Consider the following 19,702-nt stretch of genomic DNA (forward strand, 5'->3'; position numbering starts at 1 on the left):
GTCATACCGGTACCAAGACTCTCTCAAATCAGAAGAGCTATCGAACGCAAGCGAAAAGAAATGCATATGCTGAGCGATCAGTTTGGAATTCGTTCGGATATCGTGATTCGAAAATCCCAGGAACTTGATCGTTTACTCAATCATTATGGACAACGGGAAATGGCAATAAAAAAGTAGATTCAATGTGAAGCAGGCTGCGCATATGGCAGTCTGCTTATTTTTTTACGATTCTGGGTCCGCCTATCTTTGCCGATACTTTGATCATCAGCGCAGCAAGCTTTTTCGCCTGCTCGGGAGTCAACTCATTTATGGCCGCCATCGTCTATCACTCCTATTCATAGATTACTATTCAGCATCGACCGATCCAGCTGCGATTATACCTCGGACGAGCGTTCTATTCTCCGCGCCTTCACTCATATACTTGTCTTACATGGAATTCTGGAATTTTGACCGAAATCATATCGCGATGAGGGGGCCACACCTATGGTAAGCAGTTTGAATGATGTTTTCAGGCCGGTGAGTAATGAGCCACCGAAAACACCGCCGCCAAAGCCTCAAAAGCAAGTCGCCGTTACCCCGGCTGCGCCGCCTGCAGTAAAGAAGCCAAAAGCCCGTACCCGGAAAGAGCGATCTAATAAGAAGAAGGACATGAAGTTTCCGGTTACTCCCGAGCAAAGAGAGGACCTGCGCCGGCGTGCGAGTGAGATGCGTGTCGCTGATCGCAAACCTGACGTTAAATACGAAACGATATCAAACACGGCTATCCTCAAGAAAGCCATGGAACAATTCACCATATTTCCAGAGCGATATCCACAGCTGATGTATAAGGATACGGGCCAATATATGCACGCTGAACTCTTGCTGCCAGACTATTTGGAAATCGAAGCCCTAGCTAGGCGTTTGAATTTATCCATCAGAAAAACGGTCTACAGGCTAATTATGAATTACATTTTCCGTGGGGATGTGGATATACATGCGTATCGAAAGAGTCAGCAGCAGTAGTCAAAGCGTATCGGACAAGCTGCGGGACTTAACGGGGAACTTTACCTGGGCTGATCTTTTTACAAGGTCGAAGCGGATTGTTCGATTAAAAGTTCGGGCCGAGGAAATCGACTTTGCCCGCGCCGCGGTTTTTATTGGGGATGTCAATAAGAAAACAAAGGGCGCATTCTCCGAATTAACCGTTGCGCACTTGGTTCATGTGCTATACGCGGACTTCCTCCTTCATGTCCGGGAGAATTTGAGTGAGTATAAAACGTCGGCAGATTCCGTAACGCTGGAGGACACCGTAAAGAGTCTTCACACGAAACGACAAATCTACTTCCCGCGACCGAAGAAGAGCGAAGCTTTGAATCATATCATCTCGCCAAAACGGTGGGCACTGCTTGAGGTGCAATTCATACGCGAGAACGTGCAGCGCGGTGAAGTGTTCCTGTATGACGCCCAGGCCACCTTTCCCGATTTTCATATGGAAGTTGATGAAATGATCTCGATTCTTTTCGTCGACTTTATTGCACAGCTCCGGCGTGGTAATCAGCAACTTTTGATTAACGCACTTGTGGATCGATTCTTCTCCCATGATTTTGATTGATGATGAATATATAAAGATTGTTTTTCTTACAATCAAGTTCTTCTTAAAGATTGTATTTATTCGGTATCAAATTTTGAGGCAGGCTATCTCAGATTTTGACGAAGGGTGTCTCAATTTCTAATATGACATATTCACCTATAGAAATTTGATGCCCCTATATCAATATTTTATAGGCGAGAATTCGTATATTTTTTCGGGTATCAAAAATTGATAGGCGATGCATATCAAAAATCTATACCCCGGGTGTCAATAATTGAGATAGGTGAGTCCGAAATTTATAGGCAACCTGTCAAAGCTTGATTCCTTAAAATTGACATAAAAAATAGGAGCTTTTGTCGGCTCCTAAGTAGATACTTATATTGTTTCAATCTGAATTTCCTTTACTGAATCGTCGAACGTATAAATGATTTCTTTGATCATATTCATGTAGCGGCCTGATAACCAGTTCGTGACCATCTCGTGGGGGGTAAATATCGTAAGGATATCGTTTCGCTTATGCGCGAAGGTCTTCGCATACCAGTTGTCATAGGATGGTCTTGAAATACGCTTCAATATTTCAGATAAGAACGCCTGCCAGAGTGATTTATCGTAGTCAGACTGTTCGTCCTCGAGAATGCGGCGTTTCAAAGCGGATTGTTGTTCCATTTCGAACAAGGAGAGCTGTTTCACTTTGCGGTGAACTTTCCCTTTATCGATTAAGTCATCGTAAAGCTCGCTGTAGTCGACACTTGGATCAAGATCGAGTTCGTGTTCACAAGTAGCCAATAATTTTTTCAAGTGTTTCTCGTGGTCGATCTGCAGCACATGGGGCAGCTGGTCGCATAGTTCCTGGGATAGGAGCGGGACTTTCCTCCGGACCTTAAAAAGCGGACTTTCATTGGTATTGTTCAGATCGGCATTTTGCACATTGAAATGGTAGACGAATCCGTGGTCTTCCAGGATGCCGAGATACTTCTTAACCGTGTTTCGACTCATCTTCATCTTGTATGAAATCAGCTCAAGATTCGGCCAGCATATATCTTTGTCCCCGTAGCAGTATCTCTTCAGGTGAGCGTAGAGCGCAATCGCTTCCGCTCCGAGTATGTAGCCCCAGTAGTCAAACATATAATTATTGATGATGGTCATGTGGCCATCGATATAAGGGACATTTTGCGAATGCTTGTCCAGCGACAATTTACGAATATCTTCTTCGTTGAAGTAGATCCGTTCGAGTTCTTCTTCGAAATAGGCCTGTGGCTTACCTTTGACCATTCGCATCTTCGGTGTGCGATTCCCAGTGGGCCTCTCCCGATAGTAGAGGAGTCGAGCTGAACCTTCCTTCAAATTTTTGGTTTCCGACATAAAAAATCTCCCTTGCGCCTACCAAATAGACAATACTAAAGAGAGAGAAGAGGCTTTATTTTTCAAAAACGATATGTTAAAATAGGCTCATATCGAATTTGTGTGTAATAAAGCTTCTACTCCTGAACCATCCATTGTCTAAACGCTTGGCGGCCGGAAGACAATGAATGTAACCTGGTAGGGGCTTTTTTTATTGTATTTGAGTGGTTTCGGCTTAGACTCGCTACCCGCGATGCCGAAATGGGTAATAAAAAAACACACAAGATATTTGTGTGCAATGAAGCAAAGGTCACAATCAACACCAAAGAAGGGTTGACTTGACCCGGCAGCACGCAAGAAGATTATACCCCAATTATTTTCAATTGGTAAAGTAAAAAATGGCTAAACTTGCCGGGATCCGTATTCCGAGCTTGTCCACTCATTGGCATCATGGTAAAATGGAATCAACAAAATATGCCTAGCACGCAGCAAAAACCCCGCTAAAGGATTAACCTGAAGCGGGGTTTCTTGCGTCGGTTGAGGGATATTAAATGACAAGGGCGTACTTTACCTAAATTCAGTCTGATGCTATAATTCTAGTATTACAGCATCAATCTATTTTTTTCTTCGTTGTCATCTTTTCGACGAAGACGGGGACGCCTTACGGCATCAAAGTATGTAAATGGAAGCTTTTTGGACTTATACTACCCGTATGTCCATTTTTGTTTCCATTCCATGAAAGACGCATTCGAATTTCGAATGCGTCTTTTTTTGTTGGCGATCTGAAGAAAGAGGCGTAATGTTCATAGATTCATAATGATCAGAGCTGCGGAATTGGGGGCAATTCGAATAAAAAAAATGGAGGAATGTTGATGGAAAACCATGGACAAGAGCGAGGCTATCCTTACTTGGCGGGTGAGGATGGAGAATACGATAAATGTATCGTTCTGGTGGAGAAGAAAAAGCTAGTGCATGTGACGATTCAGTCGGTCTATGATCTGGTGACTAGTGAATTTCATAAGAACATTCGGCTGCTTTCACAAAAAGAGAAGGAGCTGGACAAGCAGTTCACCCTTTACTGTAGAGCAAAGAGATCATGGTCTTCACTCGTGCAAAGGCAAAATGTACAATGAAACGTTTCGGCCTTACGTGGGCGTCGAAGGTCGCATCGAGCAGATGATTGCCGTTCACAAAGTGCACAAAGTGCATGAAAAAAGCTACGAGATCAACATCTATCCGGAGCAAATCGGAGATTGGGTCATGACATGCCATTTCGATGGACTGAACAAAAATGGTAAGCCCCTAAAGATGAAAGAGCGCGTGATCATTTGATTTGGCGCGATATACGTGTGAATTCCACCAACCTGCTTCGATAAATTTCCGTCGGGCGAACGCTGTCTCATGGCAGGTTCGGCAACATCGGCTTTGGACTCTCTTCATACGAGGAGATTATATCGACGAAATCCCGGAAAAAGCGCTAGAGAAACTGAAGGTCAAAGAGAATGGATCCAGCGAACGTAACGGGCTAGGGCCAAATGGTCTAGGAAATAACCGTACATCATCTTCCGGTGGTGGAGAAAAGCAGCCGCAAAGAAGCGGACAAGCGACGCCAACTGGAAACTCAGATCGTTCCCAAGAGCACTCCAGTCTAATACGAATGGTTCGTCTAGCATGAACAATCACGATCAAGTCTATGGGCAAACCGGGCAGGAGGAGAAATACGTCAGCCGTTTTATGAACGGTACAAAGCACTGGTCGAAACCGGACTTGAAGAACAAGGTCCAGGGATCCTTCAGATCACATGGCTCGGCAAGTTTACCTCTCATTCCCTTGAACAACTGCAGCAACTCGAGGTGGGAATGGGCACAATTCTTCAAGCATCGTAGGAAAAGGAGTTGGAGGGATGAAGCTTCGAAGAACAAAGCATGATGGATGGTATGAGATCATGGCTCAATGCCCTATTTGTGGGCATAAAGGCTGGTGCCGGATAAACCGCGAGCAAACGATTGTTCATTGTATGAGGGTGCCGAGCGATGATTATTTTGATTCGATTATTGGTCGGCAATTCCGGCATTATCTTGATCCCGATGTTGTTCCGAAGACAAAGGTCGAGATTGAAGTGAATAAGGCTGTCGATAAGAAGCCGGATCACCATCTTAACCGGGTCTATCGTGCCTTAATGAAGGAGCTCCAATTATCCCCCAATCACTTTGCGCATCTGCTCGAAGATCGATTTCTCGAAAAGGAGGTTGTTCACATACGTGAGTATCGCACAATGCCTACTCAGGAACGCTACAAAGTCGCCAAGAACGTGATTAACCGTCTCAACGATAATAGCGACCTATTAGGCGTGCCGGGCTTCTTCTGCGAAGAAGGACGCTACGGTCCTTACTGGACGATGGCGGGCGGGACGGGTCTTATGATTCCGTTCCGTACCATCTCAAATGAAATTACGGGCTGGCAGATCAGGGTGGATAACCCGCTCCTTGAATTGGACATGAAAGGCGCGATAAAAGGAGAAATTTTGGAGGAACTTCCGCAGGATCAAAGCGGGAAACGGCGGGCCAAATGCTCGCTGAAAGTACAAAACAAGACGTTAATTGTTGAACTGACCGAGAAGGACAAGAAGGAGTGCTTTTCTGATTCCAAGCAACTTGTCTTTAGCGTTGAATTAAAGCAGGGGCAGCGATACTGGTGGTGGAGCAGTGGTTCGAAAGATAACGGTTCGTCAATTGGCGGCCCACTTCCGGTTCACCTTTCTTTACCTAGTCCGTGTTTGAAGTACTGGCACGTTGGTCAAACTGCAGATACCATTTTTGATTGTGCCGAGGTTTGGGTGACGGAGGGGCCGATAAAATCTGATAAGGCTGCGGACGGTCTATTGAAGCCGGTCTTTGGAATTCCCGGCGCCGGCGCTTTCTCGCTCTTGCTTGAGCCGCTGAAGCAATTGGGTTGCAAGCATATTGTTTTTGCATATGATGCAGACGTCGTTAATACGCCTGAAGTCGAAATGGCCCTCGAGCAGTGCGTCGAATTCTTTGCGAAGGAAACGACCATGAAGCTCAGCCTTGCAATGTGGGACATTTCCCTGGGAAAAGGCATCGACGACTTGATCGACCGTGGCTTTCAGCCTAAGGTATCCACGCTTCTTGAGTAACCAGGTACCGAAGGACATGACATGGAGAAACATTCGCTTCGTGTCGTAATGATGTGGTCAGTGGAGGAAATTCAAATTTAATACAAGGGTGGTAATTAACCATGTTAATCAGCGTCATTCTCATTGGCAGATTAACTAGGGATCCTGAAATGCGATGCACGCCGATAGGCATGTTAACTTTATGGTAAAATGACGCTAATTTTATAGTATGATGTCGGTAATTTTATATTAATAATGGCGGTCTAATCTTTTTTGATGGATGGGGCATCGCGGTACGCCGAATCAATCGGAGCATTCTAGACCGAACCTTGTCTTGATTTATACGGCAGCGCAAAATGGACCGCAGATAGGCAGCACTCAAATTCCGCAAGAGACTTATGATGGGTGCTCCGACAAAAGCGAAACGGCTACTTCGCAAAGAGAAAATTGGCTTTCCGGCTGCTCAGCCTTTCTAATCGAGCCATCCTCACCTGACCGCACGGTCAGGTGGTTTTTTCTATTGGTACGTTGATCACGCAGTTTGAATAATGTTGACCGCACCAGGCAGCCAAACATCCACTTTACAAAAAGAAAACTGCCGCAATTGCAGCAGTTCTCCATTGTCCTATGATTCTAACCTTTTACCGAACCAATTCAATCGCCTTTACCGCGTATTAACCTTTCATGACTGCTCGTTCTTGAAAATCGCAAACTCGGTCATGGATAAGTCCCTAGAAATTCGAATTCGTGAAATAAATCGTCTGCGGTCCCGCTGCGCCGCCCGTCAGGCTAAAATTCGACGCGATCGTCTTTCCATGCTTGTTCACCCTGAAATCGGCGATATTCCAAGCCTTCGTATAGTTCACGTACGGCGATTGCAGGATGAGACCCGCCCATTCGACGACGTAATGCCCGGCGCCGCCCGAAGAATTGTCATAGACGGAAATTCGTTTCTTCGAGCCGCTCTCGTTATTAATCACGACGGACAGATTGTACGTGACGCCGTAGTTGCCGTTGTTTACGACGTCTTTCCCGTCGACGAACTGACAAGCTCCTACAAAATGATTGATTAAAACCTCCCATTTGATGCAAACCTAGATTTAATAGGTCTAATGGGAGGTTATTTTATGAATTTAACTAAATTATGGAGACTGTATGAAGCAGATAAACGAATCCAGGGATTAAGTCCATACAAAATAAAAGCGTACAAACTGCAGCTAAAGATGCTGGTCGCTAAACAGGGTGATCTTGAAATTAGTGAGATCACGTTACAATTGTTGAAGGAGTACCTGGCTAAACAGTCCGGTTGAAGAAGGAGCTGCCGGGGCAGCTCTTTTTGCTTTTTACCAAATCATACTGACCGAGGTGACCAAGAACGATGTGCAACCCGTATCCGCACATGCTTTTGACACTTCCTTTATACTTTCGACCGTACCGTCCATCATGTCGTAGCCTTTTGCCCATGAATTTGAACGTCGATCATCCCTAGTATAAGCAAGCGTTCCTTTCCATCAAGAACCTCGACATCTTCCGTGTTCATCTGAATGCTTTCTTTAACAGGCGCAATTCGGCCATTGTCGATACATACCGAACCGCATTCTGTCATGCCGGCCTCCATAACGATGCGCACGTTCACAATCCATTTTAATCCCATTGGACATCCCTCGTAAATAAATTTCAGGTATAGTATACACGAATGCGATCGAATCTATGGGGTAAATCTTCGCTAGTCTCCGTCAGTCCAAAAGGGTTGACACTTTTATTCCGGATGATTTATGCTAAAAATCGAATCTGAAAAAAAGTATGACCATAAAAATTTTTGTCAGAAATGAAATGGGGAAATTAACTGAACCATATAGAAGAGGAAATGTCTTTGCTCAATTCGCTAGTAATAGGCATTGCCGCGCAATTTGGGAGCAAATGCGAAGTCGTGCTGCACGACTTGACGGGGGATTATGACCGAACGATCACAGCCATTGAGAACGGGCACGTTACGGGCAGGAAGATTGGAGATTGCGGCAGCAACCTGGGCTTAGAAGTGTTGAGAGGAACTGTGGGGAACGGCGGCCTTTACAATTATATCACGCAAACAAAGGATGGGAGAATTCTCCGCTCATCCTCCATGTATATCAAAAACAACGAAGGCAAAACGATTGGGGCGCTTTGCATCAATCTTGACATCTCCGATTTGTTAGTAGCGGAAAATACGATACGTTCGCTGACCATGCACAGCTTTGATCAAGAAGTCAAGGAAACCTTTGTGAGCGATGTGAGGGATCTGTTGGATTTTTTACTACAGGAGTGTCAAATTGAAATCGGCAAACCGGTTGCGGCAATGAGCAAGGAAGATAAATGCAAGGCGATTGAGTACCTCGATAAGAAAGGTGCTTTTTTAGTGAAAAAGTCTGGGGACAAGGTTTGCAAGTTTTTCGATATTTCAAAATTTACTCTTTACAACTATTTGGATGAAATTCGTACAGCCGAAGGATCTGCCAGACAGGAGGAATAAAAGATGGTTGAAGAATTGTCAACACCTGCAGTTGTGGTGGATTTAGATATTGCAGAACGCAACATATCGCGGATGGCCGAACGTCTCCGCGCCAAAGGGATCGCACATAGACCGCACATCAAGACAACCAAATCCGTTTATTTCGTCAACAAGCAATTGGAAGCCGGAGCTTCAGGCATTACAGTAGCCAAGTTATCCGAGGCGGAGACGTTCGTCGATCTTGGAATCGATAATATTTTGGTCGCTTATCCCATTGTAGGAGAAGACAAGCTGCAGCGTTTGGAAGCTCTGAGGAAGAAAGCGCACCTTATCGTAACAGTGGACAGTCCGGAAGCAGCCAAGGGGTTGTCCGACGTAGGGGTACGCTCCGGTCAGCCGGTTGAGGTGCTTATTGAAGTGGACGGGGGCCTTCATCGCGGCGGAAGGCAGCCGGGGGAGGATACCTTGGAGTTTGCCCGTTCGATTTCAGTGCTTCCAGGGATTCGCCTTAAAGGGATTATGGGGTATTTTGGAACGATTTACCTCAACAAAGACGAGGAGAGCTTTAGAAAAGCGGCTCAGTTTGAAGCGCTAGTTCTTAGCGAAACGGCTTCCCAGTTAAAAGCGGCAGAGTTTTGCACGGAGATCGTCAGCGGAGGCTCGTCGCCTGCGGCCATGATGTGCGAATATTTGGATGGGGTGACAGAGGTTCGGGCAGGCAATTATATTTTTTTCGATGCGTCTGGGATTTCCATGGGACTCGCTGATGAGTCCGATTGTGCGCTTCGCGTCATTGCGACAGTTGTGAGCGTTCCTCTGCCGGGCAGGGCAACAATGGATGCCGGAACGAAGACGTTGACGAGCGATAAAGCTCATCATCGGGAAGGATTCGGCATTGTGGCAGGGCAACCGGATATTCGAATTACTGCATTAAATGAAGAGCACGGTTTCTTGGAATTTGACCTTGCCAAGGTGCAACTTCGCGTGGGGGATCGGGTGGAAATTATTCCGAATCATTCCTGTGTGATCCCTAATTTATGCCATACCATTACTGGAGTTCGGAAGGGCAAGCCGGTAGAACGAATCAAGATTGATGCGCGCGGGTGCAATTACTGATAAGGGGTGGCCGGGCATTACGGAATATAAAGCTTGGATCGATAAAGAGCGGTTAACTGAAATTTTGCGGAATTTGGTACGAATACCCAGTGTCAATGCGGGATTTCCGGACGGCCATGGGGAAGGAGAGATGGCAGCCTATGTGAGACGTTTTTTTGATTCGCTGGGATTAAGCTACGTAGTTCAATCCGTCGAGGCGGGTCGGGATAACATCATTGGCACGCTGCCGGGCTCCTCGGATTTTCACGTGTTGCTGGAAGCGCATATGGATACGGTGCAAACGAGTGGGATGAGCATTGACCCTTTTGGCGGAGCCCTCGAGCATGGCCGGCTGTACGGGCGCGGTGCTTGTGATACGAAAGCATCGTTGGCGGCTATGCTGCTAGCGGTAGAGACGCTTGTACGGCGTGAAGTCGTTCCAAACGCGCACCTGCATGTGGCGGCGGTTGTAGATGAAGAAATAACATATCGGGGAGTTGACAAGCTGGCTGAACGCATTGCCGAGGGGGGTCTCAGTTACGATGCCGCAATTGTCGGAGAGCCGACGAGGCTGGATGTGGTCGTCGCCCATAAGGGGGTCGTTCGGTTTCATGTCGATGTGCAAGGTATTGCTGCGCATAGCTCGACGCCCACGCAAGGGGTCAATGCCATCGAGTACATGGCCGAAGTCGTACTGTACTTGAAAAAAATCGCACAAACGGAATATCCGGCTCAAGTCCATCCTCTTGCGGGTGCGCCTACCTTGTGCATAAGCATGATTCAGGGAGGGATAGCCCCGAACACCGTAGCCGAGCACTGCCGTATTACAATTGACCGCCGAACTGTACCGGGCGAAGACAGCTATGAAGTATGGAAACAGCTTAAGACTCGCCTGGAATCGTTGCAAACGGATATTCCCGGTCTGCACCTTCAGGTGAACGAACCGTTCCTGATGGACTATTCCATGGAGGTGCGGGCCAATCATCCTTTCGTTCTTTCTTTAGCACATGCTGCAATACAGTATGAAGCGGGCAGTCGCATCATCGGAGCTCCTTACGGCAGTGACGCCAGCAAGCTGACACGAGTCGGCGTACCTACTGTCGTATTTGGCCCCGGAGATATTGCACAGGCCCATACCCATAATGAATGGGTGGATTTGGAGCAAGTGGCCGAGGCTGCGGCGATTCTCATCCATACCGCTATGCACTTTGATTTGAAAACGGTATGAATAATAAGAAAGACCGTCCCCGATTGTACTGGGGCATGGTCTTTTTTCTCTTGCTCAATTAGTCGCGTATTTCCACAATCAATTCAATTTCCACTGGCGTATGGAACGGCAGGTCGCTGGTTCCGATGGCGGAGCGGGCATGACGACCATTCTCGCCGAATACGTCAATCAACAAGTTCGAAGCTCCATTAATAACATAAGGCTGGTCGGCAAAGTTCGGAGCGCTGTTTACGAAGGCGAGCATTTTGACGATTTTGACCACGCGGTCCAAGTCTCCAAGGTAGTGCTTCATGACGGAAAGGCAGTTGATGATAACTTGTCTTGCCGCTTCCTGACCTTGCTCAATCGTCAAGTCTTTGCCAAGCTTGCCCTCGTACATCAGAACGCCGTCGATGCGGCAATCTTGGCCGGACAAATACAGAAGATTTCCAGTACGATTGTACGGAAGAAAGGAGAATTTCGGCTCGGATATAGCGCAATTTCCAGTTCCCGTAATCTGCTTTCAATGATAGACATGTTCAATGGCCTCCCATGATGAAATTCAAGGTGCTGTAAGAAACATCAAGATCGATCCTACCACAAAATGTCGAAAAATCAAACAAAAAGTTTGATCATATAAAAAATAGTTTGAAATCCTTTTAGGATAGGAATGGGCGGGAAGGAAACATCAAATAAAAAAAGATGCTATGGACAAATTATCGCATGTTGCATTCATGCGCGTCCGTTGACATGCATGGATACGAGGGGGTTTGAATTTGTCGTTCGCGAAATCGTTGAAAAGCAAATTGTCACTGCTGCTTCTTATTGCCGTCATATTTCCGCTCCTCGCGACAGGCATCATATCGTACCGGATCGCTTCGAACCTGACTGAAGAAAAAGAAAAGCAATCCGGCATGAATACACTTCAGCAAATTTCGGATAAATTAGATTTTATTATAAGCGATGTTGAGAATATGTCGGTTTTCATTATTGGGCAAAAGGATATTCAGGCCTATCTCGACAACGGACAGGAGGATATTTCCTTGTTATCGCAGAATGTCGCTTTTCTGATGAATCTGGGGTCTTCAAAGAAATATATTTCCAATATTACCATTACATCGGATTTCGGACTTCCGACATTGTCCAATACAAATGTGCTGCACTCAGAGTTGCCAGAGCTGCTGAAATCCAACGAGGCATACTATAAGTCAAGCAAGACATGGTGGACGCCGGTATACGAGACCCAGACGACTGACAATGGGCTCAGACAGGTCATCTCTCTCGTACGGCCGATCCGGAGTATCGGTAAATATCAGCGGATCGGCACTCTGTCGATCAGCATAGACGAAGCGGAAGTTCGACGAATTCTGAGGGATGCGGCGTGGGAGAAAAAAGGATCCATTAGGCTTGTCTATCAGGATAACCGGATTTTGTCCTCGCAAAACGGCGAAGAGCTGAATCACCTGCTCACCGAGCTGATTCCGACCCTTGGCGAATTGCAGGGGACTGCAGGGGTAATGGACTATACAGCAGGACGCGAACGCAATACCGTGCTTTATCACTCGCTGCCAAGCATCAATTGGAAGATCGTCGGCGTCATCCCGACGAAGGTATACACCGCGCAGAACGAATATCTGCTCACGCTGACGGCGTTTGCGATCGGGATTGCGGCACTGATCGCCGTTGCGCTCGTACTCTATTTCACTACTTGGGTGACACGTCCGCTGACTGAACTATCGCGGAAGCTTAAAGACATCAATCCCGACGAGCCGATACCTACAATCGAAGTCAAAAGCACGGACGAGGTTGGATTGCTGCTTCACAGCTACAACAAGCTTAGTGATCGGATTGAACGTCTTAAAAGCCAATTGCAGCAAAATGAGGCGATGAAGAGGGGAGCGGATATTCAGGCACTGCAGGCGCAGATCAATCCGCATTTTCTGTATAACACGTTGTCATCTATTCACTGGATCGCTTTAATGAACAAGGACAAGCAGATCGCCGAGATGGTCGGAACACTCAGCGACTTCATGCGGTTCAGTCTAAACAATGGCGAGGAATTTTGTTCTGTTCATCAGGAAGTGGCGCATGCGCAAAACTATATCCTAATCATGTCGAAACGATTTCAAGACAAATTTGATTGGGCGTTCTATGTCGATTCGGAATTGCATGACCGATCGATGCTCAAGCTGTTGCTTCAGCCTCTGATTGAGAACAGCATTATGCACGGTTTGCAGAAGTGTAAAAATAAAGGACACGTCTACGTACATGGCGAGCGCAAAGGCGATGCGATGGCGTTCGTCGTTGAGGATACTGGCATCGGTATGGCGGAAGAGAAGCTGGCGAAGATCCGACGCCAGTTGAACGGTATGGCTGGAGGGGAAGACGGCAATCCGGAATCGGTCAAATCGGGCTACGGTTTGGGAAATGTTCACCGCCGGCTGCAGCTGCATTACGGAAGCAAGGCTGGATTGTACATCGAAAGCGAGCCGGGCACCGGAACGCGAGTCTCATTCATCATTCCCATCTTGGAGGAATTACCATGAAGATTATAATCATAGACGACGAAGTCATTATTCGGACAGGACTCTGCACGGTGATCGATTGGAAAGAACTTGGCTTGACGTTACTGCCGCCGGCCGAGTCCGCTGAAGAGGCGCTTGAACGCATTCCGATAGAGAAGCCGCACATTGTTCTCACCGACATCCGCATGCCCGGAATGGATGGGATCCAGCTTGCGAAGGAAATCAAAAAACACTTGCCGGACACGGAGATCGTCATCCTGACAGGGTACGATGATTTCAGCTATGCCCAGCAGGCACTTCGTGAAGGAGTAACCGATTATTTGCTGAAGACGAGTGGTCCTGAGGAGATCATTAAGGCTGTTATGAAAGCGAAGAAAAATCTACTGGACAAGTGGGAGACGATGAAGCAGAAAACCGCGCAGGCGGCGGCACTGCGAAACCAATTGCTCGAGCGGATGTTAACGGGAAACGGGGAAGGGGCAGCAACAGTTGACGTTTCTATGGCGCCGGTGAGAACTTGGCTTGAGCACAATCAGGTTGTCCGCGAAGGCCCGGGCGGCATCTGCAGGCCCATGCGCGTCACGCTGGTGGGAGCCTCGGGCTGGGCTGAAGGCATGACTTCTAGTCTGTTGCTTGGGGCAGTTGAGAATATTTTGTCTGAGCTTCTCCCGTGTGTGACCCTGCTCAAAAACGAAAAAGTTATTGTTGTTTCCCAGACAGATGAGGGACAGACCGGAACAAGACAGCTGGAGAAAGCGGTTTATCGGGTGCGTGACACGCTAAAGTGTGCTGTTTTCGCGGCAGTCGGGGACGCCGCGACGTCTCTTGACGACCTGCGTCGCTCTTACAAGGAGGCGGAGAACTTATTCTCCTATCGTATTTTGTTCGGGGATCAGGGACTTTTCGATACGAATGACGTTGAGCGCTGCGTGGGTGGGCGAACAGTCTGCTCGCAGAATGAAGAGAGCGAACTCTCTGCGATTTTGATGAACAACAATGCGGCGCAGCTTCGCCGCTGGTCTAACGAGATCGTTCGCGAGCAGATGGAAGATACTGCAGTGACTCCTGCGACACTGCGAGCATTTCTTCAGTCGATCGTCGTCGTCGCCCACCGCTGGCTCGACCGCGCCATGGAGAATCGTAACGTAGAGAAGGGAGCGGTACAGTTGTTAACGTTTGAGGCTGATACTCGACCAGATGATGAGCTATACAAGCTGCTGGTTTCCGTTATGAATACATTCCACGAGTTGGTTAGCGACAGCCGATATTCGTACATTCATCGCGCGATTGTCTACATCCGGGATCATCTGGATCAGCATTTGACGCTTCAGCAGGTGGCCCAATTCGTCCATTTGAATCCGAATTACTTAAGTGAGGTGTTCAAGAAAGAAATGGGATTTAGTTATATAGAATTTATTACTAAAGAACGTATGAACAGAGCAGCGAATATTTTGCGGAACACGGATAAAAAAATTAGTGAAGTAGCGGGCGAAGTCGGGTACGAAGACATGAAATATTTCAGCCAACAGTTCAAAAAAATGATGGGCAGGACGCCTTCCGAATTTCGTCAGTTCACTAATTACTGAAGATATTCACCCCTAATGCCGAAAAATAACCCGTTTGAAAATGGAGGAGATGCAAGTATACTTGTTCCTCGTAAGGGTAAGTAATGGATAATTGAGATATTCATTTTGGGGGAGGGAAATACCTTGAGTAAATTAAGAGTTGCCGTAATTGGTGCAGGTTCGATTTCCGAAGCTCACTTTAATTCCTATGCAAAAAATGAAAATGTCGAAATGGTCGCCGTGTGCGATTTGGTCGAAGAAAGAGCTAGAGCCAATGCGGATAAATATGGTGCTAGCAAGGTATATACGGACTACCTCGAGTTGCTCGCTGACCCTGATGTTGACGCGGTCAGCATTTGTACCTGGAACAATACGCATGTCGAGATCAGCATTGCGGCACTCAATGCGGGCAAGCACGTGCTTGTAGAGAAGCCGATGAGTACCAACGTTGATAAGGCGCTTTTACTGCAGGAGGCGGTGAAACGCTCAGGCAAGAAGCTGCAGGTCGGCTTCGTACGCCGTTACACCAGTAGTGCACAAGTGCTGAAACAGTTCGTCGATGCAGGCGAGTTCGGGGATATTTATTACGCTAAGGCTTCCATCCTGCGTCGTCTCGGTAACCCGGGCGGCTGGTTCTCGGATGTGGAACGTTCCGGCGGCGGTCCGCTGATGGATATTGGCGTACACATCATCGACCTGTGCTGGTACTTGATGGGTCGACCGAAAGTAGTTTCGGTCACGGGCAATACGTATAATAAGCTTGGCAACCGTTCCAATATCAAAAACCTCGACTTTTATAAGGCTGCTGATTTCAACGCATCGAAAAATACAGTCGAGGATTTGGCTAACGCGTTGATCCGCTTTGAGAACGGTGCATCATTATTTGTCGATGTCAGCTTTACGCTGCATGCCAAAACACCGCGCTCGACAGTTGAAATTTTCGGTGAAAAAGGTGGAGCAGAGATCGAACCGGATTTCGTTATCGTCACCGAGAAACACGATACGATTCTTAATATTCATCCCCAGGTTGACAATCCGGGCTTCCATGTTGAAGAGGGATTCCAGAACGAGATCAACCATTTTGTCAACAGTGTTCTCGGTCACACTGAGCTAATCAGCCCCGTTGAGGATGGTGTGGAAATCACCAAAATTTTATGCGGTATCTACGAGTCGAGTATCAAAGGACACGAAATTCGTTTTTAATTCGCGGTAAAAGGTCAAATCACACAGTTAGTCACATCGGGGAAGATTTTCGAGGAATGTCACTTTGTGAAGGCAAAGTGGCATTCGACGCGTACTTCGCCGTGCTGCAGAAAATTGATATTTGCAAGAAGATTGAATTTATAAATCGCTATAAATAGCTTTTCTTTTTTTATGTTAATAGTTAGAAGGGGGGTAAAAACCTGAATTATGCCTACCTTATGGCTGAAGTATATCCCCTTCTGAATCTTTTTTATCAGGTCTATACTAAAAAAATAACATAAGAGGAGGGTTTGAATTTGATAAGAAAACCAATAGCAGTTCTTACAGCTATACTTGCATTGTCAACGTTGCTTGCGGCATGTGGTGCAAATTCGGCAGACAACAGCGGTGCAGCCACATCAGCCGGAGGAAAAAATGCCCCAACGGAAAAAATAAAATTGTCCATTTGGCATAACTTCTCTGGCGATGATTTGAGGGCTAAAACCGTTCGCGCTCAAATCGATAAATTTAAGGAAGCGCATCCGGAAGTAGAGCTGGACGCACAAGCGATTCCACCGGACGGATACCGTCAACGTTTGAAAACAGTAGCGGCCGCTAACGAAATGCCTGACGTATTTTACACGGATTCCGGAACGTCCATTGCAGAGTTCTATAACGGCGACTTAATTCAACCAATCACATCGTTGCTGGACAAAAATCCGGATTGGAAAAACAACTTCACACCGGGTGCATTTGATCCACTTTCATTCGAAAACCAAGTATATGCAGCACCTATGAGCGGTTCGGCTACATCATTGTTTTACTATAACCAGTCTCTTTTTGATCAAGCGAATGTGAAAGTGCCAACGACGTGGGACGAGCTGATGATTGCCGTCAATGCGTTCAAAGACAAAAAAATCACACCGATTGCGCTCGGTAACAAGGCAGCATGGCTGGCGCAATCGAGCATCCTGTCATCGCTCGGTGATCGCGTGACTGGAACTGAATGGTTCTTGAATGCCACAAAGCAAGAAGGGGCGAAATTCACCGATCCGGAATTCGTTCAAGCGTTAACTTACTTCAAGGATCTTGCTGATGCAGGTGCGTTCCAGGAAGGATTCAACAGCTTGGATAATACTCAAATGGAACAATACTTTATTCAGGGCAAAGCGGCAATGATGATTGACGGCTCTTGGGCGCTCACCAACATGGCGTCAACCGGTACAAAAGAGCAGCTTGACCAAGTCGGAATAGGTGTCATTCCATCTATTCCTGGAGGTAAAGGTGATCCGAACTCGATCTCCGGCGGGCCAGGCGGCGGTTTGGCTTTAAGCAAAGAGGTAACAGGTAAACAACTTGACGCTGCACTGGATTTGATCTACACGGTCAGTGGTCCGGAAGGCATGAATGCCATTGCACACAGCAACACTTTAATCAACTATAATATCGACTTGGATGAAACCAAAGTTACACCTCTGTTCTTAAAAGCGTTTGATCTGTACAAAACCGTAAAATTGACGCCGGTGTACGATGCATACCTGACTTCAGCTGGCACGGATGCAATCAACAACGGCTTGCAAGAGCTTTTAATGGGAGGTAAACCTGAAAACATCGCTAAGAAATTGCAGGATGCTCAAGTGAAAGCGCTCGGTAAATAATTCTTTAAGTTCTGGCAACGAATGAGTTCTCTGGACGATATCGGTTATTTATTGAGAATAGTCGATATCGTTCCTATTACACAAAACAATTATTTGCAAGCGTAAAGGAGGCTAGTTATGGCGACCGCGAGCCGAGTAAAAGGATTTATTATAGTGGGCCTGCTTCCTGCCTTGTTGATCTATTTTGTTTTCGTCCTCGTTCCGATCATCTGGTCGGCATATTACGGCTTTTTCGATTGGAAAGGCATTGGGGCAGCAAAGTTCATCGGGTTTGACAATTACATCGAAGCGTTGAAACATCCAATATTTTGGAGAGCGTTCAAAAACAACCTGATCATCGTCGGTGCTTCCATCTTCGGTCAGGTACCGATTGCACTCGTTCTATCGCTCGTCTTGTGGAAAAACACCTTTTTTCATCGTTTTATCCGTTCGGCGGTATTTATGCCGATGGTAGTCGCATCTGTCGTGATTGGGATCATGTGGGGATATATCTATCATCCGCAGATCGGTATATTGAACTTCGTATTAGATAAAGTTGGTTTGGGTTCTTGGATCCACGATTGGCTTGGTGATCACAAAGTAAACATGTACTCGGTCAGCGTCCCGATCATCTGGGCGAACATCGGACCGTATTTGATACTTTTTATAGCGGCTATTCAAAATATTTCTTCCGAAGTGGAGGATGCCGCAAAAATCGACGGTGCTACTAAATCCAAAAGGCTATTTTGGGTCGTCATTCCGATGATCTGGGACACGATCAAAGTTGCAATTGTCCTTTGCATCTCAGGGAGCTTGACGTCTTTCGATCTGATTTATGTTATGACCGGCGGAGGTCCAGCTCAGTCGACGGAATTGCTCGCCACCTACATGTACAACAATACCTTTGAAATTTTCCGATATGGCTACGGCTCAGCGGTTTCCACGTTGATAATCATCATCAGCATGGTATTGGTACTTGGCAGTCAGGTGATGATGAAGCGCAAGTAATAACATTTTAGAGATATCCTAAGAAGGAGGGGACCGATATGAGGACGATAACTTCAGGCGGTATACCAACGGGTGCAGGTCACAGTCCTCTCTCCAACGCAATCAAGTCGGGAAAGTCATGGATTGGGAACGTTCTGCTGATCGTCTATGCGCTAGTGACGATTTATCCGCTCATTTGGCTGTTCATAAGCTCATTCAAATCGAATCAAGACTTTTTCGGTAAGCCGTTTTCGCTACCGACCGTTTGGAAGTTCGATAATTATTCGCGGGCCTGGGAAGTAGCTGGTATCGGTACGGCATTCGCCAACTCAGTCATTGTGACGTTGTGTTCGCTAACACTGACCATTTTAGTCGCCACGCTTGCGGCCTACATACTTACGCGCCTTGAATTTCGGTTAAAAGGGCCCATCATGTCGCTGTTCGTGCTTGGGATGCTCATTCCGATTCACAGTACGCTCGTGCCGCTGTTTATCATGATGAAAAATATGAGAATTCTGGATACGTACGCGGCTTTGATTCTACCGTACACGGCGTTTTATTTACCGGTTGCCATCTTCATCATCGCAGCCTATTTAATGTCAGTACCCAAAGAAGTGGAAGAGGCTGCTATGATTGACGGTAATGGTTACTGGGGAATTTTTTTCCGGGTTATCTTTCCGTTGTCAATCCCGGCTATGGCTACTGTTGCCATTCTTGCCTTTCTGCGATTCTGGAATGATTTCTCATTCGCGCTTGTATTTATTAATAAGCAGTCCTTAAAGACGCTGCCGCTTAGCTTGTCCGTTTTCTCCGACGGCTACGGCACGGACTACAGCTTGACGATGGCTGCAATGTCGATTGCCGTCATTCCAACTATTATTATCTATTTGATTTTCCAGGGGCAAATCATGAAAGGTATGGTAGCGGGCGCCGTAAAAGGATAAATCATAATTCCTTTCATAAGGGATT

At 46.7% G+C, this 19,702-nt stretch carries 17 protein-coding genes and 2 pseudogenes; 15 read left to right on the plus strand and 4 right to left on the minus strand.

The annotated features are described in order from the left end of the window. Window positions 1-39 precede the first annotated feature (39 nt). The 3 genes from AC0YNV_RS32250 to AC0YNV_RS32260 all read left to right on the plus strand — a co-directional run bounded on the left by AC0YNV_RS32250 (window position 40) and on the right by AC0YNV_RS32260 (window position 1,591). Entirely contained in the window at window positions 40-177 is a 138-nt protein-coding gene (locus tag AC0YNV_RS32250) for an aspartyl-phosphate phosphatase Spo0E family protein (RefSeq protein ID WP_475771745.1), read from the plus strand. Between the two features lie 306 nt (window positions 178-483). Then, on the plus strand, window positions 484-1,002 hold the full coding sequence (locus AC0YNV_RS32255; protein ID WP_475771700.1) for a hypothetical protein: 519 nt from the start codon (window positions 484-486) through the stop codon (window positions 1,000-1,002). Next, a complete protein-coding gene (locus tag AC0YNV_RS32260) occupies window positions 974-1,591 on the plus strand; it encodes a hypothetical protein (protein WP_475771701.1) in 618 nt (205 codons plus the stop codon). The genes AC0YNV_RS32255 and AC0YNV_RS32260 overlap by 29 nt, the downstream gene beginning before the upstream one ends. A gap of 354 nt (window positions 1,592-1,945) precedes the next feature. Here AC0YNV_RS32260 and AC0YNV_RS32265 read toward each other — a convergent pair whose 3' ends face one another. Continuing rightward, entirely contained in the window at window positions 1,946-2,932 is a 987-nt protein-coding gene (locus AC0YNV_RS32265) for a helix-turn-helix domain-containing protein (protein WP_475771702.1), read from the minus strand. A gap of 851 nt (window positions 2,933-3,783) precedes the next feature. On the opposite strand from AC0YNV_RS32265, the gene AC0YNV_RS32270 reads away from it, so the two are divergent. Together AC0YNV_RS32270 and AC0YNV_RS32275 are read left to right on the plus strand one after the other, a co-directional pair. Further along, window positions 3,784-4,044, plus strand: coding sequence for a hypothetical protein (locus AC0YNV_RS32270; protein ID WP_475771703.1), 261 nt, complete (start codon window positions 3,784-3,786; stop codon window positions 4,042-4,044). 770 nt (window positions 4,045-4,814) lie between these two features. After that, window positions 4,815-6,068: a toprim domain-containing protein gene (locus AC0YNV_RS32275; RefSeq protein ID WP_475771704.1), complete on the plus strand. Its 1,254-nt coding sequence runs from the start codon at window positions 4,815-4,817 to the stop codon at window positions 6,066-6,068. Window positions 6,069-6,778: 710 nt separating this feature from the next. Here AC0YNV_RS32275 and AC0YNV_RS32280 read toward each other — a convergent pair. Continuing rightward, window positions 6,779-7,027 (minus strand): hypothetical protein, encoded by a 249-nt coding sequence (locus AC0YNV_RS32280; RefSeq protein ID WP_475771705.1) that lies wholly within the window; start codon window positions 7,025-7,027, stop codon window positions 6,779-6,781. 147 nt (window positions 7,028-7,174) lie between these two features. Between AC0YNV_RS32280 and AC0YNV_RS32285 the strand changes: the two genes are divergently transcribed. Further along, window positions 7,175-7,357: a hypothetical protein gene (locus tag AC0YNV_RS32285; RefSeq protein ID WP_475771706.1), complete on the plus strand. Its 183-nt coding sequence runs from the start codon at window positions 7,175-7,177 to the stop codon at window positions 7,355-7,357. A gap of 45 nt (window positions 7,358-7,402) precedes the next feature. Here the strand turns inward: AC0YNV_RS32285 and AC0YNV_RS32290 are convergent. Next, window positions 7,403-7,560 (minus strand): annotated as a pseudogene (locus tag AC0YNV_RS32290) (N-acetylglucosamine-6-phosphate deacetylase); the annotation flags it as partial. A gap of 354 nt (window positions 7,561-7,914) precedes the next feature. Between AC0YNV_RS32290 and AC0YNV_RS32295 the strand changes: the two are divergent. The 3 genes from AC0YNV_RS32295 to AC0YNV_RS32305 are packed head-to-tail and all read left to right on the plus strand — an operon-like array spanning window position 7,915 to window position 10,858. Further along, entirely contained in the window at window positions 7,915-8,556 is a 642-nt protein-coding gene (locus AC0YNV_RS32295; protein WP_475771707.1) for a helix-turn-helix transcriptional regulator, read from the plus strand. A gap of 3 nt (window positions 8,557-8,559) precedes the next feature. Next, entirely contained in the window at window positions 8,560-9,651 is a 1,092-nt protein-coding gene (locus tag AC0YNV_RS32300) for an alanine racemase (protein WP_475771708.1), read from the plus strand. Next, window positions 9,629-10,858 (plus strand): M20 family metallopeptidase, encoded by a 1,230-nt coding sequence (locus tag AC0YNV_RS32305; RefSeq protein ID WP_475771709.1) that lies wholly within the window; start codon window positions 9,629-9,631, stop codon window positions 10,856-10,858. The genes AC0YNV_RS32300 and AC0YNV_RS32305 overlap by 23 nt, the downstream gene beginning before the upstream one ends. Before the next feature lie 58 nt (window positions 10,859-10,916). On the opposite strand, the pseudogene AC0YNV_RS32310 reads toward AC0YNV_RS32305, so the two are convergent. Next, a pseudogene (locus AC0YNV_RS32310) lies at window positions 10,917-11,374 on the minus strand (RidA family protein). Between the two features lie 239 nt (window positions 11,375-11,613). On the opposite strand from AC0YNV_RS32310, the gene AC0YNV_RS32315 reads away from it, so the two are divergent. The 6 genes from AC0YNV_RS32315 (at window position 11,614) to AC0YNV_RS32340 (ending at window position 19,677) form a co-directional block, all read left to right on the plus strand. Next, window positions 11,614-13,383 carry a cache domain-containing sensor histidine kinase gene (locus tag AC0YNV_RS32315; RefSeq protein WP_475771710.1) on the plus strand — a complete coding sequence of 590 codons (1,770 nt, stop codon included), beginning with the start codon at window positions 11,614-11,616 and terminating at the stop codon, window positions 13,381-13,383. Beyond that, window positions 13,380-14,948: a response regulator gene (locus AC0YNV_RS32320; RefSeq protein ID WP_475771711.1), complete on the plus strand. Its 1,569-nt coding sequence runs from the start codon at window positions 13,380-13,382 to the stop codon at window positions 14,946-14,948. Before AC0YNV_RS32315 ends, AC0YNV_RS32320 begins: the two co-directional genes overlap by 4 nt. Before the next feature lie 123 nt (window positions 14,949-15,071). Beyond that, window positions 15,072-16,130, plus strand: coding sequence for a Gfo/Idh/MocA family protein (locus AC0YNV_RS32325; RefSeq protein WP_475771712.1), 1,059 nt, complete (start codon window positions 15,072-15,074; stop codon window positions 16,128-16,130). Between the two features lie 296 nt (window positions 16,131-16,426). Then, complete coding sequence (locus AC0YNV_RS32330; protein ID WP_475771713.1) at window positions 16,427-17,767, plus strand: extracellular solute-binding protein; 1,341 nt, start codon at window positions 16,427-16,429, stop codon at window positions 17,765-17,767. A gap of 117 nt (window positions 17,768-17,884) precedes the next feature. Beyond that, the gene (locus tag AC0YNV_RS32335; RefSeq protein ID WP_475771714.1) at window positions 17,885-18,754 is read left to right on the plus strand and encodes a carbohydrate ABC transporter permease; all 870 of its coding nucleotides are present in this window, start codon (window positions 17,885-17,887) and stop codon (window positions 18,752-18,754) included. 38 nt (window positions 18,755-18,792) lie between these two features. Further along, window positions 18,793-19,677, plus strand: coding sequence for a carbohydrate ABC transporter permease (locus tag AC0YNV_RS32340; protein WP_475771715.1), 885 nt, complete (start codon window positions 18,793-18,795; stop codon window positions 19,675-19,677). The last annotated feature ends 25 nt before the right edge of the window (window positions 19,678-19,702 follow it).

The sequence above is a fragment of the Paenibacillus sp. JT31N11 genome, assembly GCF_056269285.1.

Excerpts from the sequence above, each read along its gene's own strand:
- AC0YNV_RS32255 (WP_475771700.1), top strand. The coding sequence starts at position 484 with ATGGTAAGCAGTTTGAATGATGTTTTCAGGCCGGTGAGTAATGAGCCA.
- AC0YNV_RS32260 (WP_475771701.1), top strand. The coding sequence starts at position 974 with ATGCGTATCGAAAGAGTCAGCAGCAGTAGTCAAAGCGTATCGGACAAG.
- AC0YNV_RS32265 (WP_475771702.1), bottom strand. The coding sequence starts at position 2,932 with ATGTCGGAAACCAAAAATTTGAAGGAAGGTTCAGCTCGACTCCTCTAC.
- AC0YNV_RS32270 (WP_475771703.1), top strand. The coding sequence starts at position 3,784 with ATGGAAAACCATGGACAAGAGCGAGGCTATCCTTACTTGGCGGGTGAG.
- AC0YNV_RS32275 (WP_475771704.1), top strand. The coding sequence starts at position 4,815 with ATGAAGCTTCGAAGAACAAAGCATGATGGATGGTATGAGATCATGGCT.
- AC0YNV_RS32285 (WP_475771706.1), top strand. The coding sequence starts at position 7,175 with ATGAATTTAACTAAATTATGGAGACTGTATGAAGCAGATAAACGAATC.
- AC0YNV_RS32295 (WP_475771707.1), top strand. The coding sequence starts at position 7,915 with ATGTCTTTGCTCAATTCGCTAGTAATAGGCATTGCCGCGCAATTTGGG.
- AC0YNV_RS32300 (WP_475771708.1), top strand. The coding sequence starts at position 8,560 with ATGGTTGAAGAATTGTCAACACCTGCAGTTGTGGTGGATTTAGATATT.
- AC0YNV_RS32305 (WP_475771709.1), top strand. The coding sequence starts at position 9,629 with ATGCGCGCGGGTGCAATTACTGATAAGGGGTGGCCGGGCATTACGGAA.
- AC0YNV_RS32320 (WP_475771711.1), top strand. The coding sequence starts at position 13,380 with ATGAAGATTATAATCATAGACGACGAAGTCATTATTCGGACAGGACTC.
- AC0YNV_RS32335 (WP_475771714.1), top strand. The coding sequence starts at position 17,885 with ATGGCGACCGCGAGCCGAGTAAAAGGATTTATTATAGTGGGCCTGCTT.
- AC0YNV_RS32340 (WP_475771715.1), top strand. The coding sequence starts at position 18,793 with ATGAGGACGATAACTTCAGGCGGTATACCAACGGGTGCAGGTCACAGT.